Raw genomic sequence first — 18,032 nt, forward strand, 5'->3', positions numbered from 1 at the left:
CATGGAAGCAATCTTAGCAATGCATGATATTTCAATGATTTATCCGAATGGAACCCAGGCTCTAAAGGATGTAAATCTAACAATTTATGAGGGAGAGTTTATTGCAATTATTGGCCCTTCTGGGTCTGGTAAATCCACTTTACTACGCTCGATTAATCGTCTGGTGACACCAACATCAGGCACGTTAAGCGTGAAAGATATCGAAGTCTTAACGGCTTCAAAGCATGAACTGCGAAATGTCCGTTCTCGCATCGGGATGATCTTTCAAAATTATAATCTTGTACACCGATCAAGTGTTCTCGAGAATGTGCTTCATGGACGATTGGGCCAGATGTCAACCCTCAAAGGATTTATGGGATTGTATTCCGAAAAAGACAAACGCCACGCAATTCGACTGTTAGAAGATATTGGATTGGGTGAAAAAGTATATGCTCGTGCAGATGCCTTATCAGGTGGTCAAATGCAACGTGTTGGGATATGCCGTGCATTATCACAAAATCCTGATTTGATGTTGGCGGATGAGCCCATTGCATCGTTAGATCCGAAAGCATCCAAAGATGTCATGGATACGTTAAAGCGCGTTAACGAGGCACAAGGAATCACAACAATCGCAAACCTCCACCAAGTAGATGTGGCGAAACACTATGCAACGCGAATCATTGCATTAAAACATGGACGCATTGTGTTTGATGACAGTCCAGACAAATTGAGTGATGCACACATTCATGATTTATACGAAAACATCGAGGAGAAACACTAATGCAAAAACGCTATCGTTTTAAACAGGTTCATAATTTCCGTGATTTGGGTGGATATCCATTAGCGAATGGTTCCCAAACGAAATGGAATGCACTATTTAGATCGGATGACATGGGTCTATTAAGACCCGAAGAAGTTATGTATCTTGAGCAACGTGGACTTCAAACTGTCATTGACTTGCGTCATCAAGAAGAGCTAGCCCAGAGTCCGAATCCTTTTGCGGTTCATGAAACAATTGCATATTACAATCACAGTGTCTCCAATTTAGATCTAAATCCCGACCCAAGTCTGAAATTGGGCGATATGTATGTCATGATGATGGACGATCATGCGTTTATTCGCAATGTTTTCAACACGATAGCGGAAAGTGAAGGTCCCGTCGTATTTCATTGCTCTGCGGGAAAAGATCGGACAGGTATCATCGCAGCGACACTTCTTGGTTTAATGGGGGTTGAACACCGAGATATTATCAACGACTACCAACAATCCTATATCAATATCAAAGATCGTTTTCAAACTATGGATCCTGAATTAAATCACCGATACATGAATTTAATGAAATCAGAACCGGAAGCCATTGAACAGTTCCTGCATGCGATTCATGACCGTTATGGCTCGTTTGTATCATATCTTTCTACAGTCGGTGTGGATGTCACAGTCCAAGACCAAATTGTCAAAAAATTTACCTCAAAATAACACGAAAGGCCACTTATTAGGTGGCCTCATTTTTTGTGAGTGGCAAAATTGACATACATTGTGACTCTAGGTATAATATACATAGATACACATAGGTAGGAGGGATACCATGAAACGAAATCGAGAATGGTTGCGAACCGGTGCAGAATTTATGTTACTGTCACTCATCCAAGAACAGGATCGCTACGGCTATGAAATCATTAAAGAATTGGAATCACGATCTGACAATACTTTCGAGATGAAAGAAGGAACGTTGTATCCAATTTTGCATCGCATGGAAGCATCAGGATATTTAAAATCTTATATGGCAAAAGGGGAGAATGAAAAGAAAAGGAAGTATTATCGCATCACGACTGCGGGTCAAAAACAACTCGAAGAAGAACGTGCAATTTGGGAACAATTCTCAAATTCTGTGAAACGAGTTGTGAATACACCGCAAACACTTACGTCATCATGACACCACGGCAACAATTCATCCAAACCCTGATTGCTCACATTAAATATCCATTTGATCGAAACGCAATTCGTGCTGAGTTTGAAAATCATCTTGATGAATTGACGGAAACTTTTACGGACTTAGGAATGTCTTTAGAAGATGCCGAGCTAGAAGCCGTCCACCAAATGGGAAATCCTGAAGACATAGGTAAACAGCTGAATGCGGTGCATAACCCCATCATTGCATGGCTATATTTCGGTTTGAAAATAGTACTTGTGATTTCAGTTGTTTATATTCTTATAGCAATTTATCCTTCATTAAGTCGCACTGTTGATATTGCGAGAGCTCCTAAGCCGTCACTAACAACGGCATTGGAAAATGAAAATCCGACTTTTATCCAGCCGGTCGAGGGGGCAATGACAATCGCAAACACGAACTATACATTTCTAAATTTTGCATATTTCGATGACAACTCGTTAGTAATTACAGTGCGTAAAGAAACGCCGCCGTTTACGGCCTTTAGCACGAATATCCAATACCTTGATTGGACGATGACACTTAATGACAAGCAACTTGAGATGGGAGAACGCGGCAACTATACTATGCCAGGAATCCCTGAAGGAGGGTTTGCCGCACTCGATACCCATGAATCACTCACACTGAAGGTTTACTCGCAAACTGAATTTTATTTTATAGTTCGTAATGTGATGGAAGCACCTGAATCTATAAAAATAACGGTTAATCGTGACGACGGCGTTGCGATATCGACCGTTTTAGAAAGGAAGTAGGCCATATGCGTAGAACTCATAAATTAACACTTGCGACACTCATCGGGGTTGCACTCGTTGGAGCGTATCTCTTTGTTTCAGGGTGGAAGCTTTCTACCGATGCATACATTGAAGAAGTGTGTATAGGCGCAACAATCCCGCAGTGTGATGTTGGATATAAAGAAGACATAAATCAACGGGATACCCTCTATATTCTTGAAACAGATACGTATTATCTACCAATTATTTTTGAAAAATTGGGTCCTTTAACACGTCCCAAAATGTTATCGGGAGCGACGTATTTTGAAGGGTCGCCTATCGAAACCAATATCCGATTCTATCCGAAAGAAAGTACCACGCCGCTAACGGCACTGACAAAATACCGTACACAACCAGATACGATCGTACTTGCGTTTCCAGGAGATGCAACTAAAAATTATGAGGTCGCCCTCAAAAACACAAATCAAAGTTACACAAACAATAAAGCACTCGATGTTTTTTCATTTGATGATATGTTTGATGCTCCAGAAAAAATTCAAAAAAAAGGTAACTATTATGTGCACGTATTACCAAACGACACTTCGACCAATTACGATAATTATGCCGTGATTGAATCAAAACTTGATGGTACGAAGCTCATGACAATCGCGGACTACAGTATAGACATCGATGGCACAGTCATCGAAGCATATGACAGTGTCAGTGAAAAAACGGTTAATACACCGACGCCGTTCCAATTTAATGATGTATTTCGTCGGCGTGTTCATGATACAACCCTTGTGGATTCGGCTTTAGAAGAAAATCCTATTCTTACTTTGCGCTATCGGGATGCAAGCATAAATGAGATTATTGTGGATGACTTACAACTGAGTGTGTATGCATTTGATACAACAGAAACAGTAATGAAATGGGAGTGGACAGACCATAATACGGCCACCCGACATACAGAGTTTCTCTTAACTCATAGGGATCGTTACTTTACAGACAGATTATTCAATTAATAGCGAGGGCATTTAAGCCCTCTTTTTTAATTGCGAATTATTAAGACTTTTTAAACACGTGAGTCGTCTATTAAGTGTGGGGTGATTGTTTTGAATCAATTTGAAGAGAAGTTGCGGCGTTTATTTTGTACCGATAAACGTGAATATGTTATTCCGAAACAACAGTATATGGATATTTGGAATAAAATTTTGTTGCTGTATTTGCAACAGGATACGAAAACAATCTCAGAAAAAATACAACGGAAACAATGAAAAGCTTCAGTACAGCGATTCAGGATCGGACTACCTTGAAAAAATGTGGGTTCCTAAGCACTATAGGGTAAAATGAACGATGTTTTTGAAAATGGTACTGGTACATTTATAAGCCATCTGAGTGTTCAAACTTCCTCAAAGCGTTGGTTTAAACAGTGATTTTAGTCGCCCCATTGCAAGGCGTCATTGAAAGACTTGCAGCCACGCAAACAATATCAGCTGTTTTGATATCACGATACTTTCTCCATCCCCATTATGATCAAAACCACCCGGTGTTGATCTGCAACAGGAAGTTATCGTACCGTATAATGACTCATTACGGGTTTGTACATAAAATCGTCTTTGCACAACACAGGTTATGCGCACCATGCCGATTCACATCGAGCACATTCAATAGGAATCCACATGTGCCAAGGTTATGAGATAACCATGATATGGGCACAGAAAAGCACACTCGTCGAGTGTGCTTTTTTATATAAAGGCAATGGCGTCGGCATGATATAATGAAATCATCACGTGTTAGGAGGGAATTATGGTTTCATATATACAATACATCGACGTCTTATTGAAGTTGTTAATTGGAATTGCGTATGCCATTCTTGTCATGAAAGTATCGGGGAAAGCGAATTTAGCACCCATGGCACCACTTGACCAAATACAAAATTACATACTGGGTGGCATTATTGGAGGTGTGCTTTACAACCCTGCGATTACGACACTTCAATTTGTGGTCGTGATGACAATTTGGGCAATTCTATCCATCAGTTTGAATCTCTTACGAAAGCATAACATTTTTGTCAAACGATTAATTGATGGTGATATCATTAATGTCATTAAAGACGGTAAAATTACACGTAAAGGTGTGGAAAAAGCCCGCCTTCCCATTGCTGATTTATATCTCAAACTTAGACTCCAAGGAATCCAAGATATTGCCCATATTACTTCTGGACAAATTGAACAGAATGGGTCGCTCGTCATCACCACACACGAAAGCGATACAAAATATCCAATGCTCTTAGTTGTTGATAAAGTCATCTATAAAGATAATCTTGAGCGCACGGGTAAAGATACATCATGGGTAAATGAGTTTATTAAGGAACAAGGTTATGCCTCTCTAGACGATATTGCAGCAATCGAATATTTTGAAGGTGAGTATCGAATTATTGAGTGGAATGCTTAAATACCAGGCTTCATCATAAGTGCTAGACGCTCCAGGTCATATGCAATTGAATAGCGTAGTGGATACGTTATCTCTGCATCTTGAGTATAAACAGTTCCGTTTGATACGGTATATGCGACATCGCGTTTGTTCACGACTTCAAAGTCGTTTATGACGTGGTATCCGTCTTCTTTGAGCCAAGCAACAGCACGCTCAAAGCGATGCATGTCTGTATTGGGTGCGAGTGGTTCAATTACAATATACTTCATAAAATCATCTCCTCTCAGCCATACTGTAATGGATGGAACGCGTTTCATGTCAAGTCAATCGAGAGAATGTGGAATCCCTTCCACATATAAAAGTACGATACACTAAGACTAAAGGAGGATTACAATGGCAAACATCTATGATATTGCGAAACATGCAAATGTTTCGCCAGCAACGGTTTCACGTGCAATTAATAAGTCGGGATACGTATCAAAAGAAACCTATGCGATTATTATGAAATCGGTAGAGGCGTTAGACTATCGAAAAAATGTTCATGCTGTTCATTTGAGTACCGGTTCCACAAAAGTGATTGGTGTGATCATTCCTGATAATACCCATTGTTACGATACCTTTGTGAAAGGCGTACTTCATGAGGCGATAAATAATGGCTATGAAATTCTACTGATGCCAACATATTTTGATGCAGCAATTGAGCTAGAACACCTTAATAAACTAAAAGACAAACGTGTTGATGGAATAATTCTCACCTCACGCAGTAATGATGTGGAAGTGCTTCAAGCGTTCAATGATGAAGGCTATCGTTTAATAGTATGTGAACGCGACCTACCCCAAGGAATTGCCTCCGTATTTACAAAACGTTATGAGGCCTATCGGGAAATGTTTAAAACATTTCAACGCAATGGTCTGGAACGCATTGCAATTACTGTAGCCCGTGAATCACAATCGCTCAAAGAATTAATGCGAGCGTTTCATGAGTTTTATACAACAGACAACATTGTTTACTATCGTAGTGATGCCCATCATTTCGACGATGGCCAAGCGTGTGCACTGGAAATGTTTCGATCACAACAGGTACCAGATGCTATTTACACCCACAGTGATGATCACGCCGCAGGAATTATTACTGGAGCACTGTCATTAGGGTATCATGTGGGCAAAGATTTCATGATTGTTGGCGAAGATAATCTAACATTAAGTCAAGTAATGGAGTTTTCCACAATTCAATTGAATCTCGACAAAGTCGGTGCGATTGCGGTGCAAACGTTATTAAAGGGTGAATCACAATCCGAAGGCGTCGAGGCCGAATTCATTCCTCGTAACATTTAAGATTCCCCAATACCGGATACAAAAAAATGAAAGCGTGTACATAGTGTCATCTTGTGATAAAATAAAGGTAGGATAAATAGTTGTTGAAATAATCCACAGTTAGCAAAGGGGGACTAAATTATGGATGACTTCGAAAAACAATTATCACAGAATGAAGAAAAGGCACAACAAAAGAAACGAAATACCACCATCGTACTGATCGTTATTGGTGTTCTTGTTGTTGGTGTGGGTGTGTGGGCGCTGATGCGCAAGCCTAAACCCGTTGTGCCACCAATCATTGAACCACCAATTGTTGAACCGTCGGTAGTTGATAATACCGATCCAGTATATGCGTTCGAAAAACTATTCGAACCCATCGCATACAATCAGTTATTTTTCTTTGATGCATCAGGCGGGTCTGTAATTGAAGATAATGGTATGGTAAAAGCTATTGATAAGCACGGAAACGCAACCAATGTTGTTGAAACATCAAAAGTAAATATGTTCAGCTACAAATATGATAATGGTCATCGTTATCCAACTTTTATATTAAAAGATTTAGAATCGCAGTTTACTGTTATGTTCAATGAGGATGGAACACCAAAGGTTCTAGAAGAAGCGCTGTATGGTGGTGACTACTATGCAAGCACTCAAATATACGGTGTTGAAAATGGCGTTCTTTACCAATATGAATATGCTGTTGACTCATTGGTAGAAGGCGTAATTCGAACTGAAATTAACATTGACTACATTATAGAATATGGGAAGTCGAACTTAATTCCAATTCATCAAATTGTAGCGACCGAAGGTCAAACCTATCATGAAGATAGCCAAGCACTTACATTTGAGTCCATAACCATTGGAGACAAAGTAGCGGTTGCTCTATTGCAAGCAGGGACACCTATCGATGTTTCAAAATTAGATTTTAAATATGATATTGTTACAACGCCACGTCATGATTTCCAAGCTGATAATAAAGCAATTGGGGTCATCGAAAATGGCAAACTTGGATACATCAATACACAAGGTGAAACAGTCGTAGCCACTGAATTTGAGTTGCCAAATGGTTATGAAATCGTAGTAAATCAAATCATGAAATTTAACTGCGATTCTACGCCAATCCGTAAATTCACCTGTTTTGATGGGTTCCCAGAGATTGACGCACGATTCAAAAATTTCCGTAAAGTTGCCGAACCTGATGTGACCCTTTCAACGAATCTGTCATTCCAAACACCATTTATGATTGTTGGAAAAGCTGGCAAAACACATTTAATTGACAGAACGGGCAATGTTTCTAAACAAGGTTTTGATAAATTGTATCTACATGATAACTATATTCTAGAGTTCTCAGATTCAACGTATACAGTTCACAAAGTCAGTATGAAATAGTTCAAGAAGGTATCCAAGTGGATACCTTCTTTTTATGCATCTTTGAAAACTTTACTGATAAGATATATCATAAATCCAATCACAGTAGTTAGAGAACCAATTAGGAAGAATAAGTTAGCAGAAAATAATTCAGTCTTTCGCGGTTCGTTAATTTTGGTTATCGGTGGTTCCGTCGTTTGTTGATTGTTTTTTTGTGAGACGTTTGAGTCACGCGCTATGGATCCATAAAATTTAAGCGCATCTTGGACGTTATAAAAATCAAAAGGGTTATACGGCGCACCTGAAGAAATTAGCATGTAGGACGAGCCATTAACGGTCGCTGTTGAAGCTAACGCCGATCCTGCGAGCTCGGTATATCCAGATTTTGTACCTGTTAAGGGGTTTTGTGGGTCAACACCATTCGCAAATTCAAGGTTTTTATCAACCCAAGTATATCCAGACTCTTTGAAATTAGTCGGCGAAGACTGATATTCTGAGGCCGCAAATATTCTTTTGAATGTTGAATTTTTCAATGCAGCTTCAAGGATGATCCGTAAATCATGGGCGGTTGTTAAATGATTTGGATGATCTAAACCACTTGTGTTTTCAAAATGAGTATTCTCGAGTCCTAATTCATGCGCTTTTTGATTCATCAAGCGTACAAACGCATCCTCACTCCCACTAATATAATTCGCAATTGCGCGCGTAGCATCTGCGCCAGAAGGAAGCATAATTCCATAAAGAATATCAACAATTTTGACGGTTTCACCAGCATCAAAACCAGCGACAGAAGCATCCAATGAAACTAAATCATAAAATATATCATGAGTTAAGGTATACGTATCGTTTAGTTGATTTTCATCCATCATTTCGAGTGCAACAAAAGTTGTCATTATTTTTGTTAAGGAAGCAGGGTGAATCAGCCTTTCATCGTTTAATTGTTCAAGAATAGCACCCGTATCTCGGTTGACCAAAAGATACGTCGTTGAGTAATAGGTTTCAGATACTGCTAGGGTAGATACATTCATATTAGTTAAAAGTCCAAGTATAAAAAGTAAAAGGGTATATTTTTTCATATTAAATTCCTCCGTAAACATCTTAACTCTGACTTGTAACAGAAATGTATCCAGAATAAAATACCGCATGATATACTGAACTAAAAGGAGCGCTTATGAAAATATTAGTTATTGAAGATGATAAATCGATTCTTTCATTGATTCAACAAACCCTCGTAGAACATGGTTATGATGTCGATGTTGCGCAAGATGGCCAACGCGGGGCCGATGCGATAGAAGCGAGTTCGTATGACCTCATCATTTTAGATGTTATGCTCCCGATTCATAGTGGCTATGACCTGTTGCCAATGATTAAGGACTATAAGATACCAGTTCTTATATTGACGGCACTCGGTTCGATTGATGATAAAATTAAAGCCTTTGACTTAGGCGTCGAAGACTATTTAACAAAACCGTTTGAAGTCCCTGAGCTTTTAGCACGCGTAAAAGTAATCTTGCGACGTTATCACAACACTATGACTAACCTACAGTATAAAAATATTCAAATTGATCTTGAGGCATCGACAGTATGGATGAACGGAAATGCGGTATCATTAACACCATTAGAATACCGTCTCCTGTTATTTTTAATCGAAAATACTGGAATTGCGTTGTCTCGTGAGTACCTTCTTGAAAGTATCTGGGAAACAGATCATGATGAAACACGAACGCTTGATTTACACATCCAAAGGTTACGTAAAAAAATGCATCTCGAGACAAATATTCGAACTATTTTTAAATTTGGCTATATCTTGGATAACATATTATGAAACCTTACCTTAAAATTTTTACAATCCTTTTAGCAACGTTTGTTACGTTTATCTGTGCTGTAGGGATAACATGGTTCACCATCGCATCTCAAAGCCTCATGCAGCAAGCACAAGAACGGGCTCTAGAAGAACATAAGTCCCTTGAATATATAACGAAGCAGCGGGTCCCAGATATTGAAAAAGACGCACCCCGAGAACCATTGGAAAATGATTTACGCCAAACTCTTCAGAGTGAATATGTCATTGGTTCCACATCCGGTGCTATTTTGCTTAAATCAGAGGACTATTCGGCTTTTGGTCCACTTGAAATCATGAGTACAGTTAATTATGACAAAGTATGGATTAAAACCTACCAGTCTCCTACAGAAACCATGTTGGTCACACAAGAGTATATTGAAACAGCATTTAGTCCATTGGTTATTAGCTTGCGCTACGACCTCACGAATACGATTCAAACGATTAATGTCTTATACTTTAATGCCGTGAGTGTCATGATTGTTGCAACACTTGGCTCAGGGGTTATTGCATGGATTTTAGCACGCTACGTTGTTAAACCGACAGAATCCCTAACACAAGCGATGGCTGAAGTCCGTGCAGGTAACCTCAAAACAACCGTTCGGGTTGATGATATTGATAGCAATCGGGTTGCGGCAGTAGCCCATCAGTTTAATATAATGATGGCGAGTGTGAACCAGCAACTCTCGAGTTTGACGGATGCGAACGCATCACAACAAGAATTCATTCGTTATTTGTCTCATGAAATCAAAACACCATTAACTAGTATATTGGGCAATATCAACCGCTTGCTATCTCAAAACAAAGACCCAGAAGTAGAAGCAACGCTCGTTGCAATCCATCAAGAAGCATATCGACTCAAATCATTATCGGTTTCATTACTCAAGCTGTATAGTCAAAATACGCAAGTGCTTCAAAATGTAACGCTTGATACACAGTGGCTATCTGAGTTAATTGTTAGCATTGCCGAGTCGACCCATCAAGCACTTACGATTGAACTTGAGTCATCAACATTCGAACTCGATGAAGGGCTATTCCACATTGCGATTCTTAATGTAATGACGAATGCGATTGAAGCAACGATGGATCGTATGATACCAATACACGTTTGTGGAATCGATGCACCAACACACTACACATTCCATATTAGAAATAGAATAACATCTACGCGTTCCTTAACTTCAAAATCAGAAAACTTTGGTATGGGTTTAGCGTTAACAGAGAAAATAATGAAGCTCCACAACGGATCCCTAACAACCCGTCATACAGAAACACATTATGAGGTGGTACTTACAATTCCACACAGAGGTTACTATGAAACAGTATAAACATTATGTCATCATGCTTTTGCTCCTATTTGTACTTTTTGCCCTGAGTATCGGGATTCTCAACGAAATTCGACACAAAACAATTGTTGTGGATGAGATTATTACCCATGTGGAGTGAGCATGTTGCTTGCATGAAATACCGGGGGTGGTATATTTATAGTCAATGAGGTGACCTATGATACGTAACTACATTACCGACAATAAATACAAGTTTCTCGGATTTTTTGCTTTCTTTTTACTCGTAAATCTAATTATTGATAATTTAAATACAAGCTATGGTGAAATGCAGTCGCAGTATTCACTTGCACTTGTCATGATTAATATCATTCTCAACATTGTTATGGCAGGTATATCTTCTTACTTAATGATGATCAGTAGTTTACAGTTTAGCATCATCGGAAAAGAGAGCAAAAGCCAAAATTTTAGTTTTATATCGATAATCTTTGGCATCTTGACATATGGCTGCACTCCTTGCGTGATTGCATTCTTTGCGTCCTTCGGCGTTGCATTTTCTGTTTATGCCTTGCCACTAGCGAATTTACCTTATAAAATAATATCATTAGGAATTCTTGCTCTGGGTATTTGGTTTACGCATCGTGAACTCAATAAAACATGCAAGATTGGGTAATGTATGAATAAAGATTTAGTTGCTTTTACAGGCGCATATTTTGCAAAGTATATGGATCAACATCCAGATGTCTCCGAAGTATTTGATAAAACGTATACGACATTCACAGATGCCATTGAGTTTGGGTCGCGGACGTACCAGGATGATCGCACATTTTATATCCATGCGGAGATCACGCATGAAGGAAAAGAACATGTAATGCTTATTCATGATTTTGGTGGTACGGCAGCATACTTTGAAAAAGATGGTTTTTTTGAATTGTTGGTGTCTTATTTAATAGTGCTTAAGAAAATAAGAAACGTGAGCACTGTTCGTTTTACCCAAAACACTGACCATTATTATAGATTTGATTTACTTGAAAGATTACACTAATCGGCCTCGGCCGATTTTTTTATTCTTATTTGGAATGTGAAAGTTACTTAATAATTGTTTTGGAATACAAACTATCGATTGTGAAGAAATCGCCACTGTTCACAGACTATTTTCAATGACTGAATGTAAAAGTTTACATTACAAATATGTAAAATTTTACAATTTGTGATGAAAATATTTGCAATGCGCTTGCGTTATGTGATAAACTCGAGAAAACCAGTGAAGAGAAGGAGAACAAATATGAAATATCGCAAAAAATTATCGATCATTATGATCGCAGCATTCGCATTATTTTTAACCGCATGTTCAAGTGGATCAAGCCAAGGAGCAAAAGATTCACTTATCATTGCATCAAGTGCTGATGCCGTAACATTTGACATCCAAAATACGAATGACCAAGCAACAACACGAATTGCCCGTCAAATCTATGAAACACTGATTAAACAAAATGAAAAACTTGAGTTGGAGCCAGGACTTGCAGAGTCATGGACTGCTATTGATGATACAACTTATGAATTTAAACTTCGCAAAGACGTTAAATTCCACAATGGAGAAGCATTTACAGCGAAAGATGTTGCATACACCATGAACCGTGCAGCTGCATCTGAGCAAATTGGACACATTGTCGGTGCTGTTGATCCAGCAAAAGTAAAAATTGTTGATGATCATACCATTCAAATTGGAACTAAAGAACCGTTTGGACCATTCCTAACACACCTTGCACACCCTGCAACAGCGATTATGAACGAAAAAGCTGTCACAGAGGGTGGTCAAGACTATGGAACACAACCAGTTGGTACAGGACCATATAAATTTACGAACTGGACTGCGGGAAGTGAAGTCAATGTAGAACGCTTTGCTGATTACTGGGGGGAAAAAGGCTTAGCAGAAACAATTACATTTAAAGTTATCAAAGAGAACTCGGTCCGACTTATTGCACTTGAGAATGGTGAAATTGACATCGCATTTGATGTTGCACCATCAGACATTGCAAAAGTTGAAGAAAATAAAGACTTAGCACTTTACCGTGACCTTAACTTATCAACAGGCTATGTTGGTTTCAACACTCAAAGTAAAACACCGGTCAATGATGTTCGCGTCCGTCAAGCTATTAACTATGCTATCGACGTAGATGCAATCGTTAAAACGGTATATCAAGGTGTTGGTAAAGCCGCACAAGGACCGTTAAATCCACTTGTATTTGGTGCGAACTCAGAATTAGAACCATACAATTATGATGTAGATAAAGCGAAAGCATTACTTGCTGAAGCAGGATATGCAGATGGTGGGTTTACATTGAAACTGCTTGTTGGTGACAACAACGCTGAGCGTATTAAGATTGCGGAAGTTGTCAAAGAAGAACTTTCAAAACTTGGAATTACAGTTGAAATTAACCAATTAGAATGGGGAGCATACTTAGATGCAACCGGAAAAGGCGAAGGTGATATGTATATCTTAGGATGGACAACTGTCACAACTGATGCTGATTACGGTCTGTATCCATTGTTCCATACATCACAATTTGGTAAAGCTGGAAACCGTGCATTCTACAGTAATCCTAAGGTTGATCAATTACTAGATGATGGTAAAACAACAACGGATCCAGCAGCACGTGAAGCTCTTTATAAAGAAGCACAAGTCATCATTCGTGATGAAGCTCCTTGGATTTTCGTTCAAGATGGCGAGAATGTCACAGCAACACGTAAAAATGTTCAAGGATTTAAACACCATCCAACAGGTTCATACTTCTTGAGCCAAGTTAAGGTTGGAGAGTAACTAACACTGAGTGGGGCGACAATCTCCCCACTCTTTTTTTAAAAGAAAGGATGAGTACAATGTACAAATATGTTCTAAAAAGACTTCTATGGGTCATTCCAATTCTCTTGGGTGTATCATTGATTGTCTTCGCAATCATGCACTATTCACCAGGAGATCCCGCAACTTTAATACTTGGTGAATCTGCGACACCTCAGGCAATTGCTCAATTAAGAAGTGAAATGGGGTTGGATCAGCCCTTCCTCATCCAATATTTCAAATATATTGGGAATGCGTTTCTAAAATTTGATTTGGGTCGTTCGTTTGTCAATAACCGTCCCGTCATCACTGAGATTATGACGCGTTTTCCAAATACAATGAAACTTGCTGGATATAGTATTTTATTAGCGGCAGTCGTTGGAATTCCACTGGGAGTTCTTGCAGCCCGTAAGCCTTATTCAGCTGTGGATAATGGAACAATGTTTGTATCACTTTTGGGTGTATCCATGCCAACATTTTGGCAAGGGCTCCTACTCATCATTGTCTTCTCATTACAACTTAAATGGTTCCCATCCACTGGATTTGAATCATGGCAACAAATGGTCCTTCCAGTTATTACCCTTGCATCAAGTTCAATAGGATCGATTGCGCGTATTACCCGCTCAAGTATGCTGGATGTGATGGGACAAGATTTCATTCGTACAGCTCATGCTAAAGGGGTATCCCAGCGCGGGGTCATTTATGTCCATACATTACGAAATGCATTACTTCCCGTAGTAACCGTGATTGGATTACAGTTTGGAGCGCTTCTGGGTGGGGCAGTACTGACAGAGACTGTTTTTAGTATTAACGGTCTTGGGACCTTGATGGTCAATGCAATTCGTCAACGTGATTTAATTGTAGTTCAAGGTGGGGTTCTCTTTATTGCCTTTATCTTTACGATTGTGAACTTAAGTGTTGACATTCTATACGGGTATATTGACCCACGAATTCGTTCACAATACAAATAGAAGGGAGATCCAATATGTTTAAACGAAATAAAAAGAAAGACATCGTGGTAGCTCCTGAAGGATCATTTCGCGATATATGGCGTGCATTAATCAAAAATAAACGCGCGGTTGTAGGTTTGATTTTTATTGTTGTTCTTGTCTTTGTTGCTATCTTTGCAGACAAAATTGCACCGTTTGGCATGACAGAACAAAATTTGTCGAATGCGCTTCAACATCCTAACGGAACGCATTTGTTAGGTACTGATGCGCTTGGACGTGATGTTCTTAGTCGTATTCTATACGGAGCTCGCGTATCGGTCACCATCGGAATTTCAGCAGTTATTATCTCATTATTCTTTGGTGGTATTTTTGGATTGCTAGCAGGCTACTACGGCGGTAAAGTCGATACTGTGATTATGCGCTTTACAGATGTACTACTTTCAATTCCATCGATTCTACTTGCCATTGCGATAGTTGCCTCATTTGGTCCAAGTTTAATGAACTTAATTCTAGCGATAGGTATTGGTGGGATTCCAAGTTATACCCGGATTGTACGATCAGCAGTTATGGCTGTACGCGAGAAACAATTCATTGAAGCAGCACATGCAATTGGCTTATCCAATACATCAATCATGATAAAACATATTGTACCCAACGTTTTATCACCGGTTATTGTTCAGGCAACCATGGGTGTTGCTTCCGCAATTTTATCTGCAGCAGGACTTGGCTTCATCGGATTAGGGATTGAAGCATCCGTTGCTGAATGGGGTACCATGTTAAGTTTAGGACGTGAACATATTCGAACACATACCTATCTTACGGTATACCCTGGACTTGCAATCATGTTAACCATTTTAGCCTTTAATTTATTGGGTGATGGGATTCGTGATGCAATTGATCCAAAGATGCGTGATTAGGAGGACTCAAGATGACAACACGACAATTATTTAAAATACAAAACTTACAAAAATATTACCCTGTCAAAAAATCCAATGTCTTCCAACGTCACCAAGAGTATGTGAAGGCAAACAAAAATATTTCCTTGGAAATATTTGAAGGTGAGACGTTAGGAATTGTAGGTGAGTCAGGATGCGGTAAATCGACATTTGGTCGCACGTTAATTCAACTTCAGGAACAGACTGGTGGTACAACCATGTTTTATGGTGATACCATTGAAAATCTGATGCCTTCCTACGTTAAAGAAACCTATGACTCAATTCCGAAAATATCAGGATCCTATGATAAAGATTTTGCGGAGTTAAAAGCATTGGAGGCACAACGAAACGATGAAGCGAGCATCGATGCGTATCGTCTCAAAGAAATTGACTTTAATAAGAAGTATGGGAACGTACTGAGGCTCGCAGGTGGATTGTTGGTGCATGATGATCTTAACTTTGTTCGTCAGTTACTGATTAAACGATACAGTGCGGGATCAAAGTTAGCTCAGATTCATCAGGATTTATACATGACACAAGCCCGTTTGAAAATTGTTGGAACTGATGCAAAATTAGAAGCCAATGAAAAACGTTTACAAGCACAGTTTGCAGATGAAACAAAAGTCTTTGAAACAATCGAGGCTGAGGTAGAAACTGTGAAAGCAACCTTAAGTGGTCATGAGCGCTTTGCGTACTTTGAATCATTTTTAGATCATGGCATCGACTTAACGTCACTATCTACAAAAGAATTACGTGGATTACGTCATAATATCCAAATTATTTTCCAAGACCCGTACTCATCATTAAATCCCCGTTTTACAGTTGGTGATATTATTGGTGAAGGATTGATTACGCATGGTGTTTTTGAAAGTAAAAAGAGTGATGGTTACATTGAATATATTGAAGATGTCATGGAAAAATGTGGTCTTAGCAAGTCCTTTCGAAATCGTTACCCGCACCAATTCTCAGGTGGACAACGACAACGTATTGGGATTGCCCGCGCTGTTGCACTGAAGCCTAAATTCATTGTTTGTGATGAAGCGGTTAGTGCATTGGATGTTTCCATTCAATCGCAAATCATTAACTTACTTCAGGAGCTAAAAGAGAAAGAAAATCTTACGTATCTATTCATCACCCATGACTTGGGAGTTGTCCGATACATTAGTGACCGAATCGGAGTTATGTATTTTGGAAATCTTGTGGAATTGGCACCTGCTGATGAAATCTTTACGAATCCACAACATCCTTATACAAAACGGCTCTTAGATGCAATTCCGCGCTTAAATGCAGATGAGCCATTGTATGAGTCCCGTGAAGACACCCGATTTGAATTCTTATTTGATGAAACGGGCGAAGCGGATAAAGATTGGTTTGAAGTATCACCCGGACACTTTGTCGCATGTCATTTGAAAGAAAGAGGTGAAGCAGCATGAGTAGCATTTTAGAAGTTAATAACTTGCACACATACTTTACAACCCGCCATGGATTGGTAAAGGCTGTTAATGGTGTTTCATTTAAAGTTGAAGCTGGAAAAACTTTGGGAATTGTGGGGGAATCGGGGAGTGGCAAAAGTCAAACTGCGATGTCAATTCTCCAACTGTTTACAGCCAATCAAAAAATTCATGAAGGTACTATAACTTTTGAAGATAAAGCCATCTCGACGATGCCTGAAAAAGAACTTCAACAGATTCGCGGGAATGAGATATCAATGATATTCCAAGAACCGATGACTAGTTTGAATCCTGTTTTTACGGTTGAACGTCAAATTAATGAAGTACTTATTCTCCATCAAGGACTATCCAAAAAAGAAGCGTCACAGAAATCACTTGAAATGTTGGAAGCGGTTAAGATTCCGAATGCTAAACGAATCTTAAAGTCTTATCCCCACCAACTTTCAGGCGGAATGAGTCAACGTGTCATGATTGCGATGGCCCTTGCATGCAATCCCAAATTACTAATTGCGGATGAACCAACAACTGCTTTGGACGTCATTATTCAAGCAGAGATTTTGAAGTTAATGAATGATTTGAAACGTGATTTTAAAACATCAATCATGTTTATCACTCATGACTTGGGTGTCATTAGCCAAATGGCGGATGATATCATAGTTATGCATGGGGGAAAGATTGTGGAAGCGGCGCCAATCGCAGCACTCTTCAATAAACCCACGCACCCGTATACGAAACGCTTGATTGCGGCGTTTTTGAAAACTGATATCGCTGGAAAAGCACAAGAGCGTCATGCGCTTGATTACTTCTCAGCGGAAACAGAGGTATTTGATTTTAGAGCCTTTAGAGAAGGGCAAATTGATCCGGATTGGCATGAAATTGACCCCGGACATTTTGTAGCAGTAACACTTAAATAGCCTTGAAGCCTGTACGATGAAGAAGGAACATTGTACGGGCTTTTTATGTTGCGTATTATTTAATACCG

Annotated in this window: 20 protein-coding genes; 18 read left to right on the plus strand and 2 right to left on the minus strand. The window is 39.2% G+C overall.

The window, feature by feature from the left end; all coding sequences use genetic code 11:
* The first annotated feature begins 1 nt into the window (after position 1).
* From phnC to GVV20_RS04015, 6 genes are all read left to right on the plus strand, one after another.
* The gene (gene phnC / locus GVV20_RS03990) at positions 2–760 is read left to right on the plus strand and encodes a phosphonate ABC transporter ATP-binding protein (protein ID WP_159740187.1); all 759 of its coding nucleotides are present in this window, start codon (positions 2–4) and stop codon (positions 758–760) included.
* Positions 760–1,455, plus strand: coding sequence for a tyrosine-protein phosphatase (locus GVV20_RS03995; protein ID WP_159740188.1), 696 nt, complete (start codon positions 760–762; stop codon positions 1,453–1,455). The genes phnC and GVV20_RS03995 overlap by 1 nt, the downstream gene beginning before the upstream one ends.
* A 109-nt stretch (positions 1,456–1,564) precedes the next feature.
* Positions 1,565–1,912 carry a PadR family transcriptional regulator gene (locus GVV20_RS04000; RefSeq protein WP_159740189.1) on the plus strand — a complete coding sequence of 116 codons (348 nt, stop codon included), beginning with the start codon at positions 1,565–1,567 and terminating at the stop codon, positions 1,910–1,912.
* Positions 1,846–2,679 (plus strand): permease prefix domain 1-containing protein, encoded by an 834-nt coding sequence (locus tag GVV20_RS04005; protein WP_159740190.1) that lies wholly within the window; start codon positions 1,846–1,848, stop codon positions 2,677–2,679. The genes GVV20_RS04000 and GVV20_RS04005 overlap by 67 nt, the downstream gene beginning before the upstream one ends.
* 5 nt (positions 2,680–2,684) lie before the next feature.
* The gene (locus tag GVV20_RS04010) at positions 2,685–3,659 is read left to right on the plus strand and encodes a hypothetical protein (RefSeq protein WP_159740191.1); all 975 of its coding nucleotides are present in this window, start codon (positions 2,685–2,687) and stop codon (positions 3,657–3,659) included.
* A 784-nt stretch (positions 3,660–4,443) separates the two neighbouring features.
* Positions 4,444–5,091: a DUF421 domain-containing protein gene (locus GVV20_RS04015; RefSeq protein ID WP_159740192.1), complete on the plus strand. Its 648-nt coding sequence runs from the start codon at positions 4,444–4,446 to the stop codon at positions 5,089–5,091.
* On the opposite strand, the gene GVV20_RS04020 is transcribed toward GVV20_RS04015, so the two are convergent.
* Positions 5,088–5,339 carry a hypothetical protein gene (locus GVV20_RS04020; RefSeq protein ID WP_159740193.1) on the minus strand — a complete coding sequence of 84 codons (252 nt, stop codon included), beginning with the start codon at positions 5,337–5,339 and terminating at the stop codon, positions 5,088–5,090. The genes GVV20_RS04015 and GVV20_RS04020 overlap by 4 nt on opposite strands.
* A gap of 124 nt (positions 5,340–5,463) precedes the next feature.
* Between GVV20_RS04020 and GVV20_RS04025 the strand changes: the two genes are divergently transcribed.
* Positions 5,464–6,405 (plus strand): LacI family DNA-binding transcriptional regulator, encoded by a 942-nt coding sequence (locus tag GVV20_RS04025; protein WP_159740194.1) that lies wholly within the window; start codon positions 5,464–5,466, stop codon positions 6,403–6,405.
* Positions 6,406–6,525: 120 nt separating this feature from the next.
* Complete coding sequence (locus GVV20_RS04030) at positions 6,526–7,773, plus strand: hypothetical protein (RefSeq protein WP_159740195.1); 1,248 nt, start codon at positions 6,526–6,528, stop codon at positions 7,771–7,773.
* A 32-nt stretch (positions 7,774–7,805) separates the two neighbouring features.
* On the opposite strand, the gene GVV20_RS04035 is transcribed toward GVV20_RS04030, so the two are convergent.
* Positions 7,806–8,828, minus strand: coding sequence for a D-alanyl-D-alanine carboxypeptidase family protein (locus tag GVV20_RS04035; protein ID WP_159740196.1), 1,023 nt, complete (start codon positions 8,826–8,828; stop codon positions 7,806–7,808).
* Between the two features lie 95 nt (positions 8,829–8,923).
* Between GVV20_RS04035 and GVV20_RS04040 the strand changes: the two genes are divergently transcribed.
* The 10 genes from GVV20_RS04040 to GVV20_RS04080 all read left to right on the plus strand — a co-directional run bounded on the left by GVV20_RS04040 (position 8,924) and on the right by GVV20_RS04080 (position 17,964).
* Entirely contained in the window at positions 8,924–9,577 is a 654-nt protein-coding gene (locus tag GVV20_RS04040) for a response regulator transcription factor (protein WP_159740197.1), read from the plus strand.
* A complete protein-coding gene (locus tag GVV20_RS04045) occupies positions 9,574–10,920 on the plus strand; it encodes a sensor histidine kinase (RefSeq protein ID WP_159740198.1) in 1,347 nt (448 codons plus the stop codon). The genes GVV20_RS04040 and GVV20_RS04045 overlap by 4 nt, the downstream gene beginning before the upstream one ends.
* Positions 10,907–11,038, plus strand: a complete 132-nt coding sequence (locus tag GVV20_RS10620) for a hypothetical protein (protein WP_268891075.1) — start codon at positions 10,907–10,909, stop codon at positions 11,036–11,038. The genes GVV20_RS04045 and GVV20_RS10620 overlap by 14 nt, the downstream gene beginning before the upstream one ends.
* A gap of 57 nt (positions 11,039–11,095) precedes the next feature.
* Positions 11,096–11,548 (plus strand): hypothetical protein, encoded by a 453-nt coding sequence (locus GVV20_RS04050; protein WP_159740199.1) that lies wholly within the window; start codon positions 11,096–11,098, stop codon positions 11,546–11,548.
* A 3-nt stretch (positions 11,549–11,551) separates the two neighbouring features.
* Positions 11,552–11,920 (plus strand): hypothetical protein, encoded by a 369-nt coding sequence (locus GVV20_RS04055; protein WP_159740200.1) that lies wholly within the window; start codon positions 11,552–11,554, stop codon positions 11,918–11,920.
* A gap of 240 nt (positions 11,921–12,160) precedes the next feature.
* Positions 12,161–13,696 (plus strand): glutathione ABC transporter substrate-binding protein, encoded by a 1,536-nt coding sequence (locus GVV20_RS04060; protein ID WP_159740201.1) that lies wholly within the window; start codon positions 12,161–12,163, stop codon positions 13,694–13,696.
* A gap of 59 nt (positions 13,697–13,755) precedes the next feature.
* A complete protein-coding gene (locus tag GVV20_RS04065) occupies positions 13,756–14,685 on the plus strand; it encodes an ABC transporter permease (protein WP_159740202.1) in 930 nt (309 codons plus the stop codon).
* Positions 14,686–14,699: 14 nt separating this feature from the next.
* Positions 14,700–15,581 (plus strand): ABC transporter permease, encoded by an 882-nt coding sequence (locus tag GVV20_RS04070; RefSeq protein ID WP_159740203.1) that lies wholly within the window; start codon positions 14,700–14,702, stop codon positions 15,579–15,581.
* 11 nt (positions 15,582–15,592) lie between these two features.
* A complete protein-coding gene (locus GVV20_RS04075; protein ID WP_159740204.1) occupies positions 15,593–17,032 on the plus strand; it encodes an ATP-binding cassette domain-containing protein in 1,440 nt (479 codons plus the stop codon).
* Positions 17,029–17,964: an ABC transporter ATP-binding protein gene (locus tag GVV20_RS04080; protein ID WP_159740205.1), complete on the plus strand. Its 936-nt coding sequence runs from the start codon at positions 17,029–17,031 to the stop codon at positions 17,962–17,964. The genes GVV20_RS04075 and GVV20_RS04080 overlap by 4 nt, the downstream gene beginning before the upstream one ends.
* The last annotated feature ends 68 nt before the right edge of the window (positions 17,965–18,032 follow it).

Origin of the sequence: Erysipelothrix aquatica, from assembly GCF_009828775.2 — a bacterium.
Classification (GTDB): domain Bacteria; phylum Bacillota_I; class Bacilli_A; order Erysipelotrichales; family Erysipelotrichaceae; genus Erysipelothrix; species Erysipelothrix aquatica.

Coding starts and splice junctions, on each gene's coding strand:
- phnC (WP_159740187.1), top strand. CDS start 2: ATGGAAGCAATCTTAGCAATGCATGATATTTCAATGATTTATCCGAAT.
- GVV20_RS10620 (WP_268891075.1), top strand. CDS start 10,907: ATGAAACAGTATAAACATTATGTCATCATGCTTTTGCTCCTATTTGTA.
- GVV20_RS04025 (WP_159740194.1), top strand. CDS start 5,464: ATGGCAAACATCTATGATATTGCGAAACATGCAAATGTTTCGCCAGCA.
- GVV20_RS04050 (WP_159740199.1), top strand. CDS start 11,096: ATGATACGTAACTACATTACCGACAATAAATACAAGTTTCTCGGATTT.
- GVV20_RS04070 (WP_159740203.1), top strand. CDS start 14,700: ATGTTTAAACGAAATAAAAAGAAAGACATCGTGGTAGCTCCTGAAGGA.
- GVV20_RS04030 (WP_159740195.1), top strand. CDS start 6,526: ATGGATGACTTCGAAAAACAATTATCACAGAATGAAGAAAAGGCACAA.
- GVV20_RS04000 (WP_159740189.1), top strand. CDS start 1,565: ATGAAACGAAATCGAGAATGGTTGCGAACCGGTGCAGAATTTATGTTA.
- GVV20_RS04065 (WP_159740202.1), top strand. CDS start 13,756: ATGTACAAATATGTTCTAAAAAGACTTCTATGGGTCATTCCAATTCTC.
- GVV20_RS04020 (WP_159740193.1), bottom strand. CDS start 5,339: ATGAAGTATATTGTAATTGAACCACTCGCACCCAATACAGACATGCAT.
- GVV20_RS04075 (WP_159740204.1), top strand. CDS start 15,593: ATGACAACACGACAATTATTTAAAATACAAAACTTACAAAAATATTAC.
- GVV20_RS03995 (WP_159740188.1), top strand. CDS start 760: ATGCAAAAACGCTATCGTTTTAAACAGGTTCATAATTTCCGTGATTTG.
- GVV20_RS04055 (WP_159740200.1), top strand. CDS start 11,552: ATGAATAAAGATTTAGTTGCTTTTACAGGCGCATATTTTGCAAAGTAT.
- GVV20_RS04010 (WP_159740191.1), top strand. CDS start 2,685: ATGCGTAGAACTCATAAATTAACACTTGCGACACTCATCGGGGTTGCA.
- GVV20_RS04040 (WP_159740197.1), top strand. CDS start 8,924: ATGAAAATATTAGTTATTGAAGATGATAAATCGATTCTTTCATTGATT.
- GVV20_RS04080 (WP_159740205.1), top strand. CDS start 17,029: ATGAGTAGCATTTTAGAAGTTAATAACTTGCACACATACTTTACAACC.
- GVV20_RS04015 (WP_159740192.1), top strand. CDS start 4,444: ATGGTTTCATATATACAATACATCGACGTCTTATTGAAGTTGTTAATT.
- GVV20_RS04060 (WP_159740201.1), top strand. CDS start 12,161: ATGAAATATCGCAAAAAATTATCGATCATTATGATCGCAGCATTCGCA.
- GVV20_RS04045 (WP_159740198.1), top strand. CDS start 9,574: ATGAAACCTTACCTTAAAATTTTTACAATCCTTTTAGCAACGTTTGTT.
- GVV20_RS04035 (WP_159740196.1), bottom strand. CDS start 8,828: ATGAAAAAATATACCCTTTTACTTTTTATACTTGGACTTTTAACTAAT.